Here is a 19962-nt window from a genome sequence, read left to right on the forward strand (position 1 = left end):
TCAGACCCCCTCCCTCTCACGTCGTTCGGCCCGGTTCTGCAGGCCGAGGATGATCAGGGCCACGGCGACGATCACGAGCGTGAGCACCGTGGCGATCGCGGACCCGTAGCCGACCTGGGACTTGTCGAAGAAGTTCAGGTACGAGTAGTAGCTGGGCACCAGGGTCGAGCTCTCGGGGCCGCCGCGCGTCAGCACGTAGATGGGCCCGAACACCTTCAGGGCCGCCACGGTGCAGGTCAGCGTCACCACGAACGTCTCGGGGCGGATCTGGGGAACGGTGATGGCCCGGAACCGGTCCCACCAGCCGGCGCCGTCGAGCTCGGCCGCCTCGTACAGCTCGGGGTCCACGCGCTGGAGCGCCGCCATGAAGATGACCACGGGGTAGCCCATCTGGACCCAGATCAGCACGAGCATCACCGACGGCAGCGCCGTCGTGGGGTCGCCCAGCCAGTTCGGCGGCGACTCGATGCCGACGCCCCGCAGGATCACGTTGAGCGCACCCGTCTGGGAGTTCAGGATCCAGTTCCACAGCACGCCCGCCACGGCGACGGGCAGGATCTGGGGCAGGTAGTACGTGGCCCGCAGCACCGACGAGACGCGCTCACCGAACCGCCGTCCGAGGTAGTCGAACAGCACCGCGGCCAGCACCAGGCCCAGCAGCGTGGGCACCAGCACCATCGCGACGATCATCGCCAGGGAGTTGCCGAACGACGTCCAGAACTTGTCGTCGCCCAGCAGGTCCACGTAGTTGCCCAGCCCGTTCCAGCGCAGCGGCGCCATGCCGCCGCGCCACTTGAACAGGCTGAAGTACACGTTGGTCACCAGCGGGTAGCCGATGACCACGACGAACGCGACCGCGCCGGGCAGCAGGTAGGGCAGGTACGCCACCCACTGCGCCCGACGACGGCGCGTTCCGCGCGGCGCGCGCGGGCGCTGGTCCGCCCGTGCGCGCCGGTCGGTCACGGCGGTGTCAGCCATCGAGCAGGTCGGCCTTGCCCTCGTCGTACGAGCTCTGCAGCCCGTCCAGCACCTCGGCCGGCGTCTTGGACCGGTTGACCAGGGACTGCAGCTCGCTGACGATCACGTCGTAGTAGCCGGCCACGGGCCAGTCGGGGTAGTACGCCAGGCCGTCCTCGTCGAGGATCGCCTGGAAGTTCTCGGTGAGCTCGCGCGTGCGCTCGTCCTCGATCACGGACGGGTCGCCGGCCACGGGCAGGCCGCCCTCGGTGGCCAGCACGTCCTGCACCTCGGGGCGCAGCGTGATGTCGATGAACTCCTCGGCCAGGCTCGGCGAGTCGGCGTTGGCCGGGACCACCCAGAGGTTGCCCGACGAGCCGGTGTGCAGCGTGTTGCCCGGGAAGTTGAACTGGCCCCAGTCCGCCTTGGTCTCGGCCACGAGGCGGCCGAACCACCAGGAGCCGCTGACCATGAGCGGGTAGGTGCCGTCGATGAACGAGACGCCCATGTCCTCGGCGGTCAGGGCCGCGGAGTCGGAGGCGATGTAGCCCTTGTCGATCCACTCGTCGAGCTTCTCGGTGGCCTGGGTCATCGCGTCGTTGTGGAAGTCGACGTCGTTCGCGAAGAGCTGGTAGTCGTCCACGAGCTGGCGGTCGCCGTACGCGAGCACGAGCTCGTACCAGAGCTGGCCCAGCGGGTACTCGGCGCCGGCCTCGGCGAGCGGCGTGATGCCCTCCTTCTTGAAGGCGGCCAGCACGTCCTCGAACTCGTCGAGCGTGGTCGGCACCTCCAGACCGAGGTCGGCCAGCATCTCCTTGTTGTAGTAGACGCCCACGAACTCGCCGTAGTTCGGCACGCCGTACCACTCGCCGGAGCCCATGAGGCCCTGCTCGTCGTACGTCGCGGTGGTCGCGAGCGAGCCGGACAGCTTCTCGTCCCAGCCGCGCTCGGTGGCCGCGTCGGTCAGCGGGGTCAGCAGGCCCTGGGCCGCGAGCTGGCCCGCGGTCGCGTTGCCCTTGTTGAACTCCATGACGTCGGGCACGTCGTCGCCCGTGAGCACGATCTTGGCGTTCTTCTGGATCTGCTCGAACGTCTGCTTCTCGACGTCGACCGTGACGTCCGGGTTCTCCTCCTCGAAGATCTCGATGGCCTTGGCCCAGGCCTTGCCCATGGCCGAGTCCTCGTTCTCGTAGTGCCAGATGGTGAGCGTGCTGTCGTCGGTGTCGCCACCGCCGCCGCCCTGGCCGGTGCACCCGGCCAGTGCCATGGCGCCGGCCATCGCCGCCGCCACGACCGTCATCGTCCGCTTGTGCCTCATTGCATCTCCTTGGGTCCACGTCGGACTGCTGCGTCCGGATCGTCGAAGCGTTTCAACACGCTAAACCTAGACTCTCACAGATGTCCAGTGGCACTTTCGGCGCGAAACGCTACTCTTCTGTCGAAGCGCTTCCCCATCATGCGGCACACTGGTGTGCCGGCACCGCGCGCTACCTGCACCGGCACCGATCCGAAGGGAGCACCGTGGCTACGATCGACGACGTCGCGAGGACGGCGGGGGTGTCGACCTCGACCGTGTCCTACGTGCTGTCCGGCAAGCGCCCCATCTCCGCACCCACCCGGGCACGGGTGGAGCGCGCGATCGAGAAGCTCGGCTACCGCCCCCACGCCGGCGCCCGGGCGCTGGCGTCCGCGCGCACCAACGTCATCGCGCTGATGGCGCCGCTCCGCGTGGGCGTGAACGTGCCGGTCATCATGCAGTTCGTGGCGGGCGTGGTCACCCGGGCGCGCGACTTCGACCACGACGTGCTGCTGCTGACCCAGGACGACGTGAGCGGCCTGGACCGCGTGACCGGCGGCTCGATGGTGGACGCGCTGGTCATGATGGACATCGAGGCCGACGACCCGCGCGTGCCCCTGGTGGCCGCCGCCAAGCAGCCGACGGTGCTCATCGGCCTGCCTCAGGACCCGGAGGGGCTGAGCTGCGTGGACCTCGACTTCGAGGCCGCGGGCCGGCTCGCCGTGCGACACCTCGCGCAGACGGGCCACACCGACGTGGCGCTCATCGGCTCGCCGCCCGAGGTGCTGCGGCGGCACACCTCCTACGCCGAGCGGATGATGCGGGGCCTGCGCGAACAGGCCCGCAGCTCCGGCGTGACGGTCAAGGTGGAGGCGTGCGACTCGTCGCCGTCGGGCGCCTCGACCGCCGTGGACACCCTGCTGGCCACCGCCCCGGACACGACGGGCATCGTGGTGCACAACGAGGGCGCGCTCCCCCACGTGCTGTCCCGGCTGACCGAGCGTGGCCTGGTGGTCGGCCGGGACATGTCGGTGGTCGCGGTCTGCCCCACCGACGTCGCGCTGTCCCAGCGCATCCCGATGACCAGCATCGACCTGCCCGCCGAGGGCATCGGCAAGGTGGCCGTGGACATGGTGATGGCGCGCCTCGAGAGCGAGCAGCCGTCCGAGACCCGGCTGCTCGCCCCCGTGCTGACCGAACGCGAGAGCTCGGCACCCGGTCCCGCCGCCGAGGACGGCTGACGGCGGGAGCGGGCCGCCGCTCATCCCTTGATGGCGCCGAAGATCACGCCCTTCGTGAAGTGCCGCTGCACCAGCGGGTACACGACCAGGATCGGCACGATCGCCAGCACCATCACGGCCATCTTGACCGGCAGGCCGGTCACGGCGCCGTCGGCCACGTCGACCTGGCCGACGCCGCTGCCCGGCAGCGTCACGCCCTGCAGCACGTAGGACCGCAGCACGAGCTGCAGCGGCCACTTCGCGTTGTCGTTGATGTAGAGCATGGCGTTGAAGAACGCGTTCCAGTAGCCGACGCCGTAGAACAGCGCGACCACCGCCACCACGGCCTTGGACATGGGCAGCACGATCTGCCCGAGGATGCGCCAGTCCCCCGCGCCGTCGATCTTGGCCGCGTCCGTGATGGACCGGTCGATGCCCATGAAGAACGCCCGCAGGATGAGCACGTTGAACGCGCTCACGGCTCCGGGGAGGATGAGCGACCAGTAGCTGTCGATCAGCCCCAGGTTGCTCACCAGCAGGTACGTCGGGATCATCCCCGCGCCGAAGAACATGGTGATGAGGAAGACGAACAGGATGGGCCGGTGGGCGAAGGAGCCCGGCCGGCTCAGGCCGTACGCGGCCAGCACGGACACCGTGGTCGAGAGGACGGTGCCGACGACGGTGATGCCGATGCTCACGACCGTGGCCCGTGTGACGATCCCGCCGGACAGGATCTGCTCGTAGGCCGCGAACGTCAGGCCGCCCGGCACCGTGACCAGGCCGCCGGACCGGGTGATGTCCGCCTGGGTCGACAGGCTGGTGAGCACCACCGTGTACAGGGGATAGACGACCGTGGCCACGATGAGCAGTAGCGCCGCCCCCTTGACCAGGAGCCCCAGCGGGTTGGGGTCCTCCTCCCAGACCGGTCGGTTCCGGCCGCGCAGCAGGGCGCGGTACCGGCTCGGGCCGCTCGCCGGCTGCCGGGCTCGGCCCGGTCCGGGTGGGGTGGACGACGGCGCCGGCCGCGCCGGCCTCGGCGTCGTCCGGATCTCGTTCTCGTTGTCGGTCTCGGCACTCATGCGCGCTGATACACCCCCGCCTCGCCCACCAGGTGGGCGAGCTTGTTGGCCCCGAGCACCAGGGCGAGCGACACCAGGCCCTTGACGAGCCCCGCGGCCGCCGCGAAGGCCCAGTCGCCGTTCACGACGCCCTGGTAGTACACGAACGTGTCGAGCACCTCCGCGACGTCGGTGCCGACGGCACCGCGCTGGAGGATGAGCTGCTCGAACCCGACGGTGAGCGCGTCGCCCAGCCGCAGGATCAGCAGCAGGATGATCACCGGCCGCAGCGCGGGCAGGGTCACGTGCCACATCCGCCGCCACCGGCCCGCGCCGTCGACCACCGACGCCTCGTAGAGCTGGGGGTCCACGGTGGCCAGCGCCGCGAGGAAGATGATGATGCCCCAGCCCGCGTCCTTCCAGACGGACTGCGCGGTGAGCAGCAGCAGGAACGTGTCGGGGTTGGTCATCAGGTCGAAGCCCGTGTACCCCGCCTCCCGCAGCCGGCTCGCCACCATCCCGGCCCCGCCGAAGATCTGCTGGAAGATCGTCACGACGATCACCCAGGAGAAGAAGTGTGGCAGGTACACGATCGACTGGATGGTCGTGCGCAGCCCCGGTGACAGCACGCTGTTCAGGAGCAGCGCGAGCACGATCGGTACCGGGAAGAAGAACACGAGCTGGACCGCGGTGATGACCAGCGTGTTCGCCACGGCGTCGAGGAACAGCGGGTTCGTCAGCACGCGTGCGAAGTTGGCCCACCCGATGAACGGGCTCTCCCGGATGCCGACGTACGGCGAGTAGTCCTGCCAGGCCACCACGTTGCCGAGCATCGGCACGTAGGCGAACACGGCCAGCAGCAGCACGGCCGGGGCCACCATGATCAGCAGCGTCCGGTCGCGCCGCGCCCGGACGGTCCAGGGGATCCTGCGCCGGGGCGGCGCGGCCGCCGGCGGGCTCTCCGCCGGGCTGTCCGCGGGCGAGCTCGGGGCGCTCAGTCCGGTGCTCACTGCTCGTCCAGGATGCCCTGGTAGAACGCCCGCAGCTCCTCACCGCCGGTGCTGCGCCACGTCTCCACGGCGTCGTCCAGGTCCGCGAGGGTCTTGCGCCCGCGCGCGATGTCCTTCTCCAGGTCCACGAACGGCGTGCCGAGCGACGCGAACTGCGACGGCTCCGTGATCTGCTTGCCGTAGAAGGCGGGCTCCTCGACGTACTCGGAGGCGGCGGCCATCCACGTGCAGTAGGCCTCGACGTAGCCCTCGAACTGCACCTGCGCGTTCACCTTCGGCGGGTCCACGAGGAAGATGTACGACGGCGCCACGTCGTCGGCCGCGGCGTCCGTCGCCCGGGGCAGACCGTCGCCGTCGATCTCGTAGTGCTCACCCTCGACGCCGAAGTTGACGAGCTGGAACTCCGTGGTGCCGAACGGGGAGGCGAGGAAGTCGGCGGCGGCGAGGAGCTCCTCGATCTGCGCCTTGTCGTCCCGCTTCTTCAGGAACGAGAACATGTCCGCCGGGGCGCCCTTCCAGATCCGGGGCGTGCCGCCGTCGTGGGCGATCGGGTCGAACGGCCGCGGGTCGAAGTCCGGGTTGCTCGGCAGCACCCGGCCCAGGGACTCGTGCCAGCCGCCCACACCGTCGTTGACGATCAGGATCTCGCCCGCCTCGAACAGCGGCTTCATCTCCTCGGGCTTGTCGGCCACGGCCGTCGGGTGCACCGCGCCCGACTTGTACAGCCGGGCCTGCCAGTCCAGCGCCGCCCGGTACTCCTCGGACTCGACGCGGCTGACCAGCGAGCCGTCGTCGGCCAGCTTCCAGCCCTTCTCCGGGGGCACCGCGAACATCATGTTCGCCGTGATCCACTGGTCGGCCGAGCCCCAGCGCTTCTTGCCCGGGTCGGTCAGCTCCTTGGCGAGCTCGATGAACTCGTCGGCGTCCCGCGGCTGCTCGGTGATGCCGAGCTCGGCGAAGAGGTCGGCCCGGTAGAACGTCGCCAGGTGGACCAGCTCCCCCGGGAACGGCAGGCCGTAGAGCTTGTCGTTGAAGACGCCGTAGCGCCAGGCGTCCGTGGGGATGTTGGCGAGGTTCTTGTACTTCTTGACGTTGTCGCCGGACAGGTACGGCGTGAGGTCCTCGAAGAGGGCGTCGACGGCCTGCGCGAACCGCGGCGGGAAGTTCCAGGTGGGCACGCAGACCCAGTCCGGCACGTCCTTCGCCGACGCGAGCACGGCCGCGAGCTTGTCGCCGTAGGTGTTGCCGTCGGAGATCTGGAACTCGACGGTGGTACCCATCGCCTCGCTCACCGCGTCGAAGTAGGGGTTGCCCGACGTCTTGGGGATGGCGCTCCACAGTGGCGTCATCGCGGTGTAGGCACCGCCCGAGCCGGGCGGCGTCTCGAAGGCCGTGACCAGCTCGTCAGGGATCGAGGCGTAACCGGCGGTGGAGCCGTTGACCGACGGGAAGTCGGGCTTGACGTACTCGACCGGCACGTAGGTGGGCAGCACGCCCGAGCTCACGGTGGCGCCGCCCTGCGCGGGACCCGCGGCGCCGGTGGTGCAGGCGGTGAGCAGGGACGGGACGCCGACGACGCCGGCGCCGACCGCGAGGAAGCCGAGGAACGACCGGCGGCTGAGCCCGCCGGTCAGGTGGGGTGCTGTCATGGCTCTTCACTCCTTTGTGGACAGCGCGGCACGTCTGTGTGCCCGGACACGACGGAGGCTTCGACGCTTCGACGTCGAAGCGCTTCGACCTACATCGTTGGCAGAACAGTAGGGCAGACGCAGAAGTCGAGGCAATGATTCGCCCTGAATTGGGCAATTGACCATTGAACCGTTTCGAGGACTGGGCCTACTCTTCGACCGGACGCAGACCGCCAGTACGACCCCGACGCCAAGGGAGCACGACGACGTGCCGAACCAGACGCAGCCCCTCTTCCGCGACCCCGCCGCGCAGCTCACCGACCGGGCCCGCGACCTGCTGGACCGCCTCACGCCCGACGAACGGCTGAGCCTGCTGCACCAGCACCAGCCCGCGATCGAGCGGCTCGGCCTCGCCCCCTTCCACACGGGCGCCGAGGCGCTGCACGGCGTCGCGTGGCTCGGCCGCGCCACCGTGCTGCCCCAGCCCGTGGGGCTGGGGGCCACGTGGGACACCGACCTGCTGCGCCGCCTCGGCGACCTGGTCGCCACCGAGCTGCGGGCCAAGCACGCCGCGGACCCGGCGGTCTCCCTGAACGTCTGGGCGCCCGTCGTGAACCCGCTGCGGCACCCCGCCTGGGGCCGCGGCGAGGAGGGGTACAGCGAGGAGCCGCGGCTCGTCTCCCAGCTCGCGACGGCGTACTGCGCAGGGCTGCGCGGGGACCACCCGACCGTGTGGAAGACGGTCCCGGCACTCAAGCACTTCCTCGGGTACGGCAACGAGACGGACCGCTCGGCGACGTCGTCGAACCTGTCCGAGCGCACCCTGCACGAGTACGAGCTGCCCGCCTACCGCGGGCCGGTCGAGGCAGGCGTCGCCGGCGCCGTGATGCCGTCGTACAACCTGGTCAACGGGGTTCCGGCACACACGTCGGGCGACCTGCTGGCCGAGCTGCGCTCGTGGGCTCCCGGGTCGGTGGCCGTGGTGTCGGACGCCGGCGCGCCCACCTTCCTGGTCACCGTCCAGCGGGCGTTCGCCTCCCACGCGGAGGCGCACGCCGCGGCCGTGCGTGCGGGCCTGGACTCGTTCACGGACAACGACACCGACCCGTCGCTCACGCTGGACCGGCTGCGCGCGGCGCTGGCGGCCGGGCTGCTGACCCAGGACGACGTCGACACCGCCGCGCTGCGCCTGCTGGAGCTGCGGCTGCGCACGGGCGAGCTCGACGGGGACGCGGACCCGTACGCCGGCATCGGCCCCGACGCGATCGACCTGCCGGAGCACCGGGTGCTGGCGCGCGAGGCGGCGGCCAAGTCCGTGGTGCTGCTGCGCAACGACGGGACGCTGCCGCTGGGAACGCCCGGGCGCATCGCCGTCGTCGGCCCCCTGGCCGACCGGGTGCTCACCGACTGGTACTCCGGCACCCCGCCGTACGCCGTCCCGCTCGCCCGCGCGGTCGCGGGGCGCTACCCCGACGCCGTCGTGGACGTCGTCGACGGCGCCGACCGGGTGGCGCTGCGCGCCACGTCGTCGGGCCGGTACGTGACGGTCACCGCCGACGGCGAGGTGACCGTGTCCGCGCCCGACGCCGGGCCGGGAACGCACCTGGACGTGACCGACTGGGGCGACGGGGTGCTGACGCTCCGGTCGGTCGCCTCGGGCCGGCTCCTGACGGGCGCGGGCTGGATCCTGGCGGCCGACGCCGAGCGGGTCGGCGGCTGGGTGGTGCAGGAGTCGTTCCGGCGGCACCACCACACCGACGGGACGTGGTCGCTGCTGCACGTCGCGAGCGGGCGGTGGGTCCGGGTGCAGCTCGGGTCCGGGCTGCTCGTGGCCGAGGCGACGCGGCTCGCGGACGCCGAGCGGTTCGCGTGGCGCACCGTCGTCTCGGGGCAGGCCGAGGTGGCACGCGTCGCGGCGGCCGCGGACGTCGTGCTCGTGGCCGTGGGCAACGACCCGCACCTGGGCGGACGCGAGACCGAGGACCGGACGTCGCTCGCGCTGCCGGAGCAGATGGCCGAGACCTGGCGGGTCGCGCGCGAGGCGTGCCCGGCGGCGGTGCTGGTCGTCACGTCGTCCTACCCGTACGTGCTGGGGCCGGGTGTGCTCGACGGGCCTGGCGGGGAGGACGGCGCGGGCACCGGGGCGCTGGTCTGGGCCGCACACGGCGGGCAGGAGGCCGGGAACGGCCTGGTGGACGTGCTGTCCGGCGACGCGGAGCCGTCCGGGCGGCTCGCGCAGACCTGGCCGGCGACCGAGGCCCAGGCGGGCGACCTGTTCGACTACGACGTGGCCCGCCAGGGCGTCACCTACCGGCACCTGGCCACCGAGCCCGCCTACTGGTTCGGGCACGGGCTGAGCTACACGACCGTCGCCTACGAGGGCCTCCGGCTGGAAGGCGGGGCCGGCGGGCTCGGGCCGGAACAGGGCGCGGCGACCACCGCCGTGGTCGCGGTGCGCAACACCGGCGAGCGCCCCGTGGACGAGCTCGTCGCCGTGCACGGCCTGTCGCCCGACCTGCCGGTGCCCGCCGCGCGGCGCCAGCTCCTGGGCCACGCGCGCGTGCGGCTCGCCCGGGGCGCGGCGGCCGAGGTACCGGTGCCGCTGGACCTGGGCGCGCTCGCCGTCCGGCACGACGGCGCCATGGTGCTGCAGCCGGGCACGTACACGGTGGCTTCGGGGCCGTCGGCCGGGGACCTGCGGGTGCGGGCCGAGCTCGTCGTCAGCTGACCTCGCGCTCCGCGTGCTCCCGGTCGAGGATGGCGAAGACCAGCTCGGTGGACCACCCGCCGTCGCGCACGTCGCTCTCCACGAGGCGGGCCTCCTGCCGCAGCCCCAGCCGCTGGACCACGCGGACGGACGGGAGGTTCTCCTCGTCGATGCGCGCGAACACGCGGTGGAAGCCGTACGACTCGAAGGCCAGGCGCAGGGTGGCCCGGACTGCCTCGGTGGCCAGCCCGTGGCCGCCGACGTCGGGGTGCAGGGCGTAGCCCACCTCGGCCTGCCGGGGACCGACCGCCCACTTGAGCATGGTCTCGCCGACGACGTCGCCGTCCGACTCGACGGCGAGCACCAGCACGTCGCCCGGCTCCTCGAACGGCGCGCTCGACCAGGTGCGGAGCTTCACGTCCGCCGTCTGCCGGTCCCAGGGCGGCTGGTACATGAACCGCACCACGTCGGGGCGGGAGCGCCAGGCGAAGAAGGCCTCCGCGTCGTCCGGGGCGACCGGGCGGAGCGTGAGGCGCGGGGTGACCACCGGCCAGCGGGGGTCGGCACGGTAAGCGGGCGGCACGGAAGAGGGCACGCTCAGACCGTAGCGCCCGCGACCCGGGTTGCCACCGGAATTGAGGTGGTATCTCGGGGCGAGTCGGTCGGGCCGGTGTGTCGTCGCTCAGCGCGCCTCGAACGGCACGCTCTCCCAGCCGGCCGGCACGTCCCGGGGCTCCCACGAGGTGTCGGGCGTCCAGTCGGCCCAGGCCTTGTCCCACCAGAGCTCACCGGCGTCGAGCAGCCCGGCGATCCGGGCGCCCTCGGCGCGGATCTGCTCCATCCGGCCGGGGTAGCGGTCAGGGCCGGTCTCCTCGAACTCGACGACGTCCTTGAACTCGTAGGTCTCGGCGTCGGCCGCCCACCAGACGTCCAGCTCGTGGTCGAGCGTGTCGAACCCCATCGGGGTGCGGCGCGGCGCGTCCTCCAGGTTGAAGTACCAGCCCTGGAACGCGCGCTCGGGGCCGTCCCAGAACAGGAAGAGGGAGTGCTCCACCCCGGCCCAGTGCAGCTCCAGGCGCCCGTGGCCGCGCCAGCGCGTGCTGCCCGCGAGCTTCCAGGGGTGCTCCCCCACCGGGAACGTGCCCGAGCCCGGGTACGCCAGCGGGGTGCCGCCGGGCGTGTAGGTGACGAGCAGGTCGCCGTCGTCCTGCACGCAGACCTGCGGGATCGCGATCCAGGGCTCACCGCGCATGATCTCGCGGCGCACCACCGTCTGACCGGGCCGGAAAACAGGAGACGTCATGGCGGGAACGCTAACAGCGACGAGTTACGCCCCGGCGACATCGACGTCAACACCGGCGACGTCGACACCGTGGCGCAGCACCCGCACGGGCCGCAGGTCGGCGTCCGTGACCAGCACGTCGGCGCGGGCACCGGGCGCCAGGGTGCCGAGCTCGCCGGCCAGCCCCAGCACCCGGGCGGGCACGGCCGTCGCGGAGCGCACGGCATCGACCAGGGGGACGCCGCCGCGCACGGCGTGGCGCACCACGTCGACCAGGTGCGCCGTGCCGCCTGCGATCGGCCCCTCCTCCTCCGGCGCGCCGGGCGCGGCCTGGGGAGTGGCGATCCGGGCGACGCCGTCGTGCACCACCACCGACATCGGGCCCAGCTCGTAGCGGCCGTCGGCCACGCCGGCCGCCGCCATCGCGTCGGTCACGAGCACCACGTGGTCCGGACCCACCGTGTCGAACACCGAGCGCACGGTCGCGGGGTCGAGGTGTACGCCGTCGCCGACGAGCTCCACGACCATGTCGCCGCGGGACGCCGCCGCCAGGCAGGCCGCGATGGGGCCCGGCCGACGGTGGTGCAGGGGGCGCATGCCGTTGAAGAGGTGCGTGGCGGTCATGGGGCCGGGCGTCCGGCCCGCCGGGTGGTCCGACGCCCGCAGAGCCGCCGTGACCTGCTCGATCAGCGCCTCGGCCTGCTCGGTGCTGCCGTCGGTGTGGCCCAGGGAGGGCAGCACGCCCGCCTCGACCAGCGCCTCGGCGACACCGCCGGGTCCCGTCACACCGGGCACCTCCGGAGCGACGGTCATGGTGCGCAGGTGTCCCCGGGCGGCCGCGGCCAGGTCCCGGACCAGCTCCACACTGCCTTCTTGCAGGTCAGCCGGGTTGTGGGCGCCCCGGCGCCGGTGCGAGAGGAACGGTCCCTCCGCGTGCAGGCCCTCGATCTCCCCCGCCTCGGCGAGCTCGGCCAGCACCGCGGCTCGCCGCAGCAGCACCTCGGGCTGAGCCGTCACGAGCGACGCGAGCAGGGTGGTGGTGCCGTGCGCCCGGTGCTGCAGCACACCGGTCATCGCCTCGTCGGCCGAGGTGACGTCCGGGAAGGAGGCACCGCCCCCGCCGTGGTTGTGCAGGTCCACGAGACCCGGCAGCACGAACGTCCCGGGTGCGGGCGGCACTCCGTCGAGGGCCGGGCCGTGACCGGCCTCCAGGGCGTCGACCACGGACCCGGCGAACGCGATGCGCCCTCCCGTGGCGACCACGACGCCGTCGTCCACGACGGAGCCGCTCAGAACCAGACGCCCGCGCACGACCACCACTTCGCTCATGCCGGACATCCTCCCACCCGCCCCACCCCACCCCACGCCGTTGAGTGCTGGGTATGTGCGGCTTCGAAACGATTCGAGACCGCAAATACCCCGCACTCAACGAGGGAGGTGGGGTTTAGAAGAGACGAGTTGTCGGGTCGTCGACGCCGCGCATGGCGTCGTAGTCCAGCAGGAGGGTCTTGATGCCGCGGTCCTTCGCCAGGACGCGGGCCTGCGGCTTGATCTCCTGGGCCGCGTAGACGCCCTGCACCGGGGCCAGCAGCGGGTCGCGGTTGAGCAGCTCCAGGTAGCGCGTGAGCTGCTCGACGCCGTCGATGTCGCCGCGGCGCTTGATCTCCACCGCGACGGTGGAACCGGAGCCGTCCCGCGCGAGGATGTCCACCGGGCCGATGGCCGTGGGGTACTCGCGCCGCACCAGGGTGTGCCCGGCACCCAGCAGCGCGATCTGCTCGGCGAGCAGCTCCTGCAGGTGCGCCTCGACGCCGTCCTTCACGAGGCCGGGGTCGATGCCCAGGTCGTGGCTGGAGTCGCTGTGGACGGTGAACAGCTCGACCTCGAGCCGGTCGTCCGACTTGGCGTGCTGGACGGTCCACACCTCGGTGACGCCGCGCTCGGCGGCCTCCGCGGAGGGCTCGCGCACCATCAGGGAGCACGGGGGGCTCATCCAGTTGAGCGGCTTGTACGAGCCGCCGTCGGAGTGGATGAGCACGCTGCCGTCGGCCTTGACCACGAGCAGCCGCGTAGCCTGCGGGAGCATCGCGGTCAGGCGGCCCGTGTAGAGGGCGGAGCAGTCTGCCACGACCAGCCGCATCAGAGAACCAGATCCTGTCGTCCGGGAGGGGCGGCCTCGAGCCAGGAGGCGAGGCCGAAGTAGTCGCCGGCAGCGAGGTCGAGCTCGAAGTCGAGCCCGTCGTACCGGCACTGGACGAGGTAGTGGTCGCCCTGACCACGCTCGTCCGGGTCCAGCGGGGTGCGGCTCGTCACGGTGAGCCGCTCCCGGTACCACGTGCGGGCCGGACGGGGTGACAGCGACCAGCACCGCCACCACTCGATCCGGCCCACCGCGTACTGCGCGATGCCCGGCGTCCAGGAACCCTCGGGGTTACCGGTCGCCCGGGCACTGCAGTCGAACGATCCGACCCTCCGGGAGAGGGTCCGCAGCCGGGAGATCCCGGCCGCGATCACGAGCGCGAGCGCCCCGAGTACCGCAATCGCGATCCATACGACGCCCGGCACGCGCGCTCTCCCTCAGACCAGGGAGATCTCGTCGACCACGAGGGTGACGAGGTTGTTGTCCACGGACATGAAGCCGCCGGTGACCGTGGCCTCCACAGCCGGGCCCGACGCCGTCTGCACCTTGACGGTGCCGGGGCGAAGCACCGCCAGCAGCGGCGTGTGGTTCGCCAGGATGCCGATCTGGCCGTCCGCGGACGGCGCACTCACCTGCGTCGCCGCACCGCTCCAGACCTTGCGGTCCAGGGACACGAGGTCCACGCTCAGCTCTGCCACGAGAGCTCCTTCCGATGTAGCGGGCGTGCTGCCGCCCCTGCCGGGTTGCCCGATTCTAAGGGGTCCGGCGGGGCGGCATCACGCACGGGGGAACGGACGAGACCTCAGGCCCCGTACTCCTTCTGAATCCGTGCCCAGTTCTCCTCGAGCATCTCAAGCCCGCCGATGTTGTAGAAGGCCTGCTCGGCGATGTGGTCGAACTCACCGGCGCAGATCTTCTTGAACGCCTCGATGGTCTCCGACAGCGGCACCGTCGAGCCCACCACGCCGGTGAACTTCTCGGCCATGTAGGTGTTCTGGGAGAGGAACTGCTGGATGCGACGCGCACGCGCGACGACCGTCTTGTCCTCCTCCGAGAGCTCGTCCACACCGAGGATGGCGATGATGTCCTGCAGCTCCTTGTTGCGCTGCAGGATCGACTTGACCTCGGTGGCCACGTCGTAGTGCTCCTGGCCCACGTACCGCGGGTCGAGGATGCGCGAGGTGGAGGCCAGCGGGTCGATCGCCGGGTACAGACCCTTCGACGCGATCTCACGGGAGAGCTCGGTCGTCGCGTCCAGGTGGGCGAACGTCGTGGCCGGGGCCGGGTCGGTGTAGTCGTCAGCCGGCACGTAGATGGCCTGCAGCGACGTGATGGAGTGACCACGCGTCGAGGTGATGCGCTCCTGGAGGAGGCCCATCTCGTCGGCCAGGTTCGGCTGGTAGCCCACGGCGGACGGCATACGGCCGAGCAGCGTGGAGACCTCGGAACCGGCCTGCGTGAAGCGGAAGATGTTGTCGATGAAGAGCAGCACGTCCTGCTGCTGCACGTCACGGAAGTACTCCGCCATCGTCAGCGCCGACAGGGCCACGCGCAGACGCGTGCCCGGCGGCTCGTCCATCTGGCCGAAGACGAGGGCGGTCTTGTCGAAGACACCCGCCTCGTCCATCTCGGCGATCAGGTCGTTGCCCTCACGGGTGCGCTCGCCGACACCGGCGAACACCGACACACCACCGTGGTCCTGGGCCACACGCTGGATCATCTCCTGGATGAGGACCGTCTTGCCGACGCCCGCACCACCGAAGAGGCCGATCTTGCCACCCTGCACGTACGGGGTCAGCAGGTCGATGGACTTGATGCCCGTCTCGAACATCGTGGTCTTCGACTCGAGCTGGTCGAAGGCCGGCGCCTTGCGGTGGATCGGCCAGCGCTCGGTGACCTCGAACTTCTCGCCCTCGGCGAGGTTCAGGACCTCACCGGTGACGTTGAAGACCTTGCCCTTGGTGATGTCGCCGACGGGCACGCTGATGGGCTCGCCCGTGTCGGTCACCACGGCGCCGCGGACCAGGCCGTCGGTCGGCTTGAGCGCGATGGCGCGCACCAGGGAGTCGCCCAGGTGCTGCTCGACCTCGAGGGTCAGGGTGAACGTGTTCTCGTCCTCGCCCTGGCCGGACAGGTCGATCTGGACGGTCAGCGCGTTGTAGATGTCGGGGATCGCGTCCTCGGGGAACTCGATGTCCACGACGGGGCCGATCACCCGAGCGACCCGGCCGGTGCCGGGGCCGCTCGTGTGCTCGACCGTGGATTCCACGGTGGTGGCGGTCATGGTTGCCTCGCTTCGGTGGGCCGGAGGGTCCTCCGGCGGGGAGTCTTTTCGGTTCTGTTCAGGACGCCAGGGCGTCAGCACCGGAGACGATCTCGCTGATCTCCTGGGTGATGTCGGCCTGGCGGGCCTGGTTGGCCAGTCGGGTGTACGTGCGGATCAGGTCCTCGGCGTTGTCGGTCGCCGTGTGCATGGCCCGCTGACGCGCGGCGAGCTCGGACGCGGCGGCGTCGAGCAGCATCGCGTAGATGCGCTGCTGCACGTACCGCGGGAGCAGCTCGTCCAGCACGGCCTCGGGCGACGGCTCGAAGTCGTAGAGCGGCAGGGCCTCGTGCTCGTCGGCCTCGGAGACGCCCTCGACCACCTCGAGCGGCAGCATGCGCACCACGCGGGCGCGCTGCGTCACCATGTTGACGAACAGCGTGGAGACCACGTGCAGCTCGCTGACACCGCCGTCGGGCTCCTCCGCGAGGAACACCTCGAGCAGCGTCGCCGCGATGTCCTCGGCCGCCTCGCGCGTCGGCTTCTCCGAACCGTACGACCAGCTCTTGGCGATCTCCCGCCCGCGGAACGTGTAGTACGCGATCGCACGGCGGCCGGCCACGTAGAGCACGACCTCCTTGCCCTCGGCCGTCAGCTGCCCGATGAGCTTCTCGGCCTCGCGGACGATCGCCATCGGGTAGGAGCCGGCCATGCCAGCGTCGGAGGAGACCACGAGGACGGCGACGCGGTTGCCGCCCTCCTCCCGCGTGAGCGGGTGGTCGACGTCGGTGTGCGACGCGACAGCCGACACCGCGCGGGTGATCGCCTGTGCGTACGGCGCCGCCGCCGCCGCCGCCGCCCGGGCCTTGCCGATGCGGGACGCGGCGATCAGCTCACGCGCGCGGAAGATCTTCTTCAGCGACTGCGTCGACTTGATCCGCGCCTTGTAGATGCGCTGAGCTCCACCGGCCACGGTCAGGCCTTCTTCTTGACGACGATCTGCTCCTGCTGGACGTCCACGTCGCCCTCGACCTCACCACCGACGAGCGCGGTGCCGTCGGCCCGCTGGAAGCCGGCGCGGAAGTCGTCGACGGCGGCGCTGAGCGCCTCCTCCGTGTCGGACTCCAGCTTGCCGGTCTCGCGGATCGTGGACAGCACGTCCGTCTTGCGGCGCAGGTGGTCCAGCAGCTCGGACTCGAACCGCTTGACGTCCTCGACCGCGACGTCGTCCAGCTTGCCCTTGGTACCGGCCCACACCGCGGCGACCTGGTCCTCGACCGCGTACGGCGAGTACTGGGGCTGCTTGAGCAGCTCCGTCAGGACGGCACCGCGCTGCAGCTGCGCACGCGACGCGGCGTCGAGGTCGGACGCGAACATCGCGAACGCCTCGAGCGAGCGGAACTGCGCCAGCTCCAGCTTCAGCGTGCCAGAGACCTTCTTCATCGCCTTGATCTGCGCGTCGCCGCCGACTCGGGAGACCGAGATACCGACGTCCACGGCGGGACGCTGGTCGGCGTTGAACAGGTCGGACTGCAGGAAGATCTGGCCGTCCGTGATGGAGATGACGTTGGTCGGGATGTACGCCGAGACGTCGTTCGCCTTGGTCTCGATGATCGGCAGACCGGTCATCGAGCCCGCGCCCAGCTCGTCCGAGAGCTTGGCACAACGCTCCAGCAGACGGGAGTGCAGGTAGAACACGTCACCCGGGTAGGCCTCGCGGCCCGGCGGACGGCGCAGCAGCAGCGACACGGCACGGTAGGCCTCGGCCTGCTTCGACAGGTCGTCGAAGATGATCAGGACGTGCTTGCCCGAGTACATCCAGTGCTGGCCGATGGCCGAGCCGGTGTACGGCGCCAGGTACTTGAAGCCGGCCGGGTCGGACGCCGGAGCCGCGACGATGGTCGTGTACTCGAGCGCGCCGGCCTCCTCCAGGGCGCCACGCACGGAGGCGATGGTCGAGCCCTTCTGGCCGATGGCGACGTAGATGCAGCGCACCTGCTGGTTCGGGTCGCCGGTCTCCCAGTTCGCCTTCTGGTTGATGATCGTGTCGACCGCGATCGCCGTCTTGCCGGTCTGGCGGTCGCCGATGATCAGCTGACGCTGACCACGGCCGATCGGGATCATCGAGTCGATCGCCTTGATGCCGGTCTGCAGCGGCTCGTGCACCGACTTGCGCTGCATGACGCCGGGCGCCTGCAGCTCCAGGGCACGGGTGCCCTCGGTGGCGATCTCGCCCAGGCCGTCGATGGGGGCGCCCAGCGGGTCGACCACGCGGCCGAGGTAGCCCTCGCCCACGGGGACCGAGAGCACCTCACCGGTACGGCGGACCTCCTGGCCCTCCTCGATGCCGGTGAACTCGCCCAGGACGACCACACCGATCTCGCGGACGTCCAGGTTCTGCGCGAGGCCGAGCGTGCCGTCCTCGAAGCGCAGCAGCTCGTTGGCCATCACGCCCGGGAGGCCCTCGACGCGGGCGATGCCGTCCGCGGCGTACGCGACGCGGCCCACCTCCTCGGTGACCGCTTCCTGGGGCTCGTAGGCCTTCACGAAGCTGTCCAGTGCGGCCCGGACCTCGTCCGGCCGGATCGTCAGCTCAGCCATTGCTCTTCTCCTGTCGTGGCCGCGAGAGCCGCGGCGGAAGGTTCTTGTTCACGTTTTCAGCCGGCCAGACGACGCTGAGCGTCAGCAAGGCGCGACAGGACGGTGGAGTCGACGACGTCCGCGCCGACCTGGATGCGCATGCCCCCGACGACGGTGGGGTCCACGGTGACGTTCAGCTGGACGGGCTTGCCGTACGAGCGCTGGAGGATGGCGCCGAGGCGCTCCTCCTGCTCGCGCGTCAGCACCGTCGCACTCGTCACGGCGGCGACGAGGCGCTGGCGGCGTTCCGCCGCGACCTCGCCGAACCAGCCGATCGTCTGCACGAAGCGACGGCCCCGCAGCGACGACGTCGCGCGCTGCGCCAGGCGCTGGGTCACGGTGTCGACCTTGCCACCGACCAGTGCGTCCACGAGCGCCACCCGGCGCTCCGGAGCGGTCGAGGCGTCCGAGAGGACCTGCTTGGCCTCCCGCTGGCCGACGAGCGACCGGCTGAGCCGGAACAGCTCGTCCTCGACCGTCTCCAGCGCGCCGCGCGCCTCGGCGGAAGCCAGCACGGCATCCACGCCGAGGCGCTCGACGGCGTCGGCCAGGTCCTCGTCGCTCGACCACCGTGCCCGGGCGAGCCCGGACACGAGGTCGACCACGCGCTCGTCGAAGCCGCCCAGCAGACCGGCCACCAGGCCGGCCTTGGCCTCGCCCTCGCGGGAGGGGTCGGCGAGCGAGCGGCGCAGCGCGGCGGAGTCGTCGAGCGCCGACACCAGGGTGAGCAGGTGCTCACCCAGCGTCAGCGCGTCAGCACCCGCGGCACGCAGCACCGGCTCGAAGCGCTCCTGCGCCGCCGTCAGCGATGCCCCGCTCGATCCCCGCATCACGCCTCCTTGTTGCTTGCCACGGCCTGGCTCGCCTCGAGCTCGTCGAGGAACCGGTCGACCACGCGCGACTGCCGGGCCGAGTCCTCGAGGGACTCGCCGACGATCTTCGACGCGAGCTCGGTCGCGAGCGAGCCGACCTCGGTGCGCAGGGACACCGACGCGGCCTGCCGCTCGGCCTCGATCTGACGGTGCGCCGTCTCGGTGATGCGCTCCGCCTCCTCGCTCGCCTTGACCTTGAGGTCCTTGACGATCGCGGTGCCCTCGGCACGCGCCTCCTCACGGACCTGCGCGGCCTCGGCACGGGCCTCGGCGAGCAGCGCCTGCTGCTGCGCCAGTGCCTCGTCGGCCGCCTGCTGCGCGGCCTCGGCCTTCTCGATGCCGCCCTCGATGAGGGAGGCACGCTCGTCCAGGATCTTGTTCATCGGCGGCAGGATGAACTTGTAGAACGCCACGGCGATGATCAACAGGATCACCGTCGACCACAGCAGGTCGTATCCAGCGGGCAGGAACAGGTCGATGCCCGCGGGCCCTTCCTCTGTCTGCGCCGCCACGACGTCGGCAGCGCCCGTGAGCGCAGCCATCACGCGGCGGGGAAGAGGAAGCCGGCGACCAGGCCGAGAAGCGCGAGCACCTCGACGAACGCGACACCCAGGAACATGGTGGCGCGGAGCTGGCCGGCGACCTCGGGCTGGCGGGCCATGCCCTCGATCGTCTTGCCGATGAGGATGCCGAGGCCGATACCCGGGCCGGTCGCGGCGAGGCCGTAGCCGACAGCGTTCAGGTTACCGGTGACCTCGGCGAGAGTGGTGACGTCCACTTGCGTCTTCCTTCCGTTGGGCGCCGCACCGGATGGTGCGGCGTCGCGTGGTGTGCGAAGGCGCTGGTGCGCCCGTCGCGGGTTTTCCAGGTGAAGCTGTGCAGCGCCGC

Annotated in this window: 19 protein-coding genes; 2 read left to right on the forward strand and 17 right to left on the reverse strand. The window is 71.2% G+C overall.

Annotation, left to right across the window (positions count from 1 at the left end; all coding sequences use genetic code 11):
• Complete coding sequence (locus tag ACZ7LE_RS25975) at positions 1–978, reverse strand: carbohydrate ABC transporter permease (protein WP_470406109.1); 978 nt, start codon at positions 976–978, stop codon at positions 1–3.
• A complete protein-coding gene (locus tag ACZ7LE_RS25980) occupies positions 971–2275 on the reverse strand; it encodes an ABC transporter substrate-binding protein (RefSeq protein WP_470406110.1) in 1305 nt (434 codons plus the stop codon). Before ACZ7LE_RS25980 ends, ACZ7LE_RS25975 begins: the two co-directional genes overlap by 8 nt.
• A gap of 203 nt (positions 2276–2478) precedes the next feature.
• Between ACZ7LE_RS25980 and ACZ7LE_RS25985 the strand changes: the two genes are divergently transcribed.
• Positions 2479–3495, forward strand: coding sequence for a LacI family DNA-binding transcriptional regulator (locus tag ACZ7LE_RS25985; RefSeq protein ID WP_377234583.1), 1017 nt, complete (start codon positions 2479–2481; stop codon positions 3493–3495).
• A 20-nt stretch (positions 3496–3515) separates the two neighbouring features.
• Here ACZ7LE_RS25985 and ACZ7LE_RS25990 read toward each other — a convergent pair whose 3' ends face one another.
• The 3 genes from ACZ7LE_RS25990 to ACZ7LE_RS26000 are packed head-to-tail and all read right to left on the reverse strand — an operon-like array spanning position 3516 to position 7191.
• Positions 3516–4553 (reverse strand): carbohydrate ABC transporter permease, encoded by a 1038-nt coding sequence (locus ACZ7LE_RS25990; protein WP_470406111.1) that lies wholly within the window; start codon positions 4551–4553, stop codon positions 3516–3518.
• On the reverse strand, positions 4550–5542 hold the full coding sequence (locus ACZ7LE_RS25995; protein WP_470406112.1) for an ABC transporter permease: 993 nt from the start codon (positions 5540–5542) through the stop codon (positions 4550–4552). The genes ACZ7LE_RS25990 and ACZ7LE_RS25995 overlap by 4 nt, the downstream gene beginning before the upstream one ends.
• Positions 5539–7191, reverse strand: a complete 1653-nt coding sequence (locus tag ACZ7LE_RS26000) for an extracellular solute-binding protein (protein WP_470406113.1) — start codon at positions 7189–7191, stop codon at positions 5539–5541. The genes ACZ7LE_RS25995 and ACZ7LE_RS26000 overlap by 4 nt, the downstream gene beginning before the upstream one ends.
• A gap of 247 nt (positions 7192–7438) precedes the next feature.
• Here ACZ7LE_RS26000 and ACZ7LE_RS26005 point away from each other — a divergent pair, with 247 nt between their 5' ends.
• The gene (locus tag ACZ7LE_RS26005; RefSeq protein ID WP_470406114.1) at positions 7439–9898 is read left to right on the forward strand and encodes a glycoside hydrolase family 3 C-terminal domain-containing protein; all 2460 of its coding nucleotides are present in this window, start codon (positions 7439–7441) and stop codon (positions 9896–9898) included.
• Here the strand turns inward: ACZ7LE_RS26005 and ACZ7LE_RS26010 are convergent.
• From ACZ7LE_RS26010 to ACZ7LE_RS26065, 12 genes are all read right to left on the reverse strand, one after another.
• Positions 9891–10472, reverse strand: coding sequence for a GNAT family N-acetyltransferase (locus ACZ7LE_RS26010; protein ID WP_470406115.1), 582 nt, complete (start codon positions 10470–10472; stop codon positions 9891–9893). The two genes, ACZ7LE_RS26005 and ACZ7LE_RS26010, sit on opposite strands and share 8 nt — an antisense overlap.
• An 87-nt stretch (positions 10473–10559) precedes the next feature.
• Positions 10560–11180: a ribonuclease FAU-1 family protein gene (locus ACZ7LE_RS26015; protein WP_470406116.1), complete on the reverse strand. Its 621-nt coding sequence runs from the start codon at positions 11178–11180 to the stop codon at positions 10560–10562.
• A gap of 24 nt (positions 11181–11204) precedes the next feature.
• Entirely contained in the window at positions 11205–12497 is a 1293-nt protein-coding gene (locus tag ACZ7LE_RS26020) for an N-acetylglucosamine-6-phosphate deacetylase (protein ID WP_470406117.1), read from the reverse strand.
• A 106-nt stretch (positions 12498–12603) separates the two neighbouring features.
• Positions 12604–13299, reverse strand: a complete 696-nt coding sequence (nucS, locus tag ACZ7LE_RS26025) for an endonuclease NucS (RefSeq protein ID WP_470406118.1) — start codon at positions 13297–13299, stop codon at positions 12604–12606.
• Complete coding sequence (locus ACZ7LE_RS26030) at positions 13299–13724, reverse strand: DUF2550 domain-containing protein (protein ID WP_020017630.1); 426 nt, start codon at positions 13722–13724, stop codon at positions 13299–13301. The genes nucS and ACZ7LE_RS26030 overlap by 1 nt, the downstream gene beginning before the upstream one ends.
• Before the next feature lie 12 nt (positions 13725–13736).
• Complete coding sequence (locus ACZ7LE_RS26035; protein WP_470406119.1) at positions 13737–13997, reverse strand: F0F1 ATP synthase subunit epsilon; 261 nt, start codon at positions 13995–13997, stop codon at positions 13737–13739.
• A gap of 104 nt (positions 13998–14101) precedes the next feature.
• Positions 14102–15583, reverse strand: coding sequence for a F0F1 ATP synthase subunit beta (gene atpD / locus ACZ7LE_RS26040; RefSeq protein WP_470406120.1), 1482 nt, complete (start codon positions 15581–15583; stop codon positions 14102–14104).
• Between the two features lie 58 nt (positions 15584–15641).
• Positions 15642–16535: a F0F1 ATP synthase subunit gamma gene (locus ACZ7LE_RS26045; RefSeq protein WP_470406121.1), complete on the reverse strand. Its 894-nt coding sequence runs from the start codon at positions 16533–16535 to the stop codon at positions 15642–15644.
• Between the two features lie 2 nt (positions 16536–16537).
• On the reverse strand, positions 16538–18163 hold the full coding sequence (atpA, locus tag ACZ7LE_RS26050) for a F0F1 ATP synthase subunit alpha (RefSeq protein WP_470406122.1): 1626 nt from the start codon (positions 18161–18163) through the stop codon (positions 16538–16540).
• Between the two features lie 56 nt (positions 18164–18219).
• Complete coding sequence (locus tag ACZ7LE_RS26055) at positions 18220–19032, reverse strand: F0F1 ATP synthase subunit delta (RefSeq protein WP_470406123.1); 813 nt, start codon at positions 19030–19032, stop codon at positions 18220–18222.
• Positions 19032–19616, reverse strand: coding sequence for a F0F1 ATP synthase subunit B (locus ACZ7LE_RS26060; RefSeq protein ID WP_470406124.1), 585 nt, complete (start codon positions 19614–19616; stop codon positions 19032–19034). The genes ACZ7LE_RS26055 and ACZ7LE_RS26060 overlap by 1 nt, the downstream gene beginning before the upstream one ends.
• Positions 19616–19852, reverse strand: coding sequence for an ATP synthase F0 subunit C (locus ACZ7LE_RS26065; protein ID WP_119142629.1), 237 nt, complete (start codon positions 19850–19852; stop codon positions 19616–19618). Before ACZ7LE_RS26065 ends, ACZ7LE_RS26060 begins: the two co-directional genes overlap by 1 nt.
• Positions 19853–19962 lie beyond the last annotated feature (110 nt).

The sequence above is a fragment of the Promicromonospora sp. NPDC110617 genome, assembly GCF_055598465.1.